The 300-nt window shown below is 59.3% G+C and carries 1 pseudogene; it reads right to left on the bottom strand.

Annotation, left to right across the window (positions count from 1 at the left end):
- Positions 1-300, bottom strand: a pseudogene (locus EN807_RS34420) (hypothetical protein); the annotation flags it as partial.

Genomic DNA, 300 nt, shown 5'->3' with positions numbered 1-300 from the left:
CGAAAGTCGGCCGATATTCATGAGCGAGCGTGGTCGTCAGGACGCCGTTGACATCCCACAGCCGAGCGGTGCCATCGTGTGAAGCAGTGAGAAGAATGTTGCTCTCAACCGGGCTGAATTCCAGATGCTCGACCAAAGATTCATGGCCGGCGATCGTCGTCACCAACGAGGCGCGTTCAACGTCCCAGATGCGGATCGGCCCATTGACCGAGGCGGTCGCCAGGAAGCGGTCGTCCGGGGTGAAAGCACCGTTCATCTCCACATCGCGTTCATCCGTATCGATGTCTGCCTTCAACCCCG

The sequence above is a fragment of the Mesorhizobium sp. M5C.F.Ca.ET.164.01.1.1 genome (assembly GCF_004792125.1).
In the GTDB taxonomy this organism is placed as follows: domain Bacteria; phylum Pseudomonadota; class Alphaproteobacteria; order Rhizobiales; family Rhizobiaceae; genus Mesorhizobium; species Mesorhizobium wenxiniae.
The sequence above is the reverse complement of the archived record's forward strand: the minus strand, read 5'-3'. Positions and strand labels throughout refer to the sequence as shown.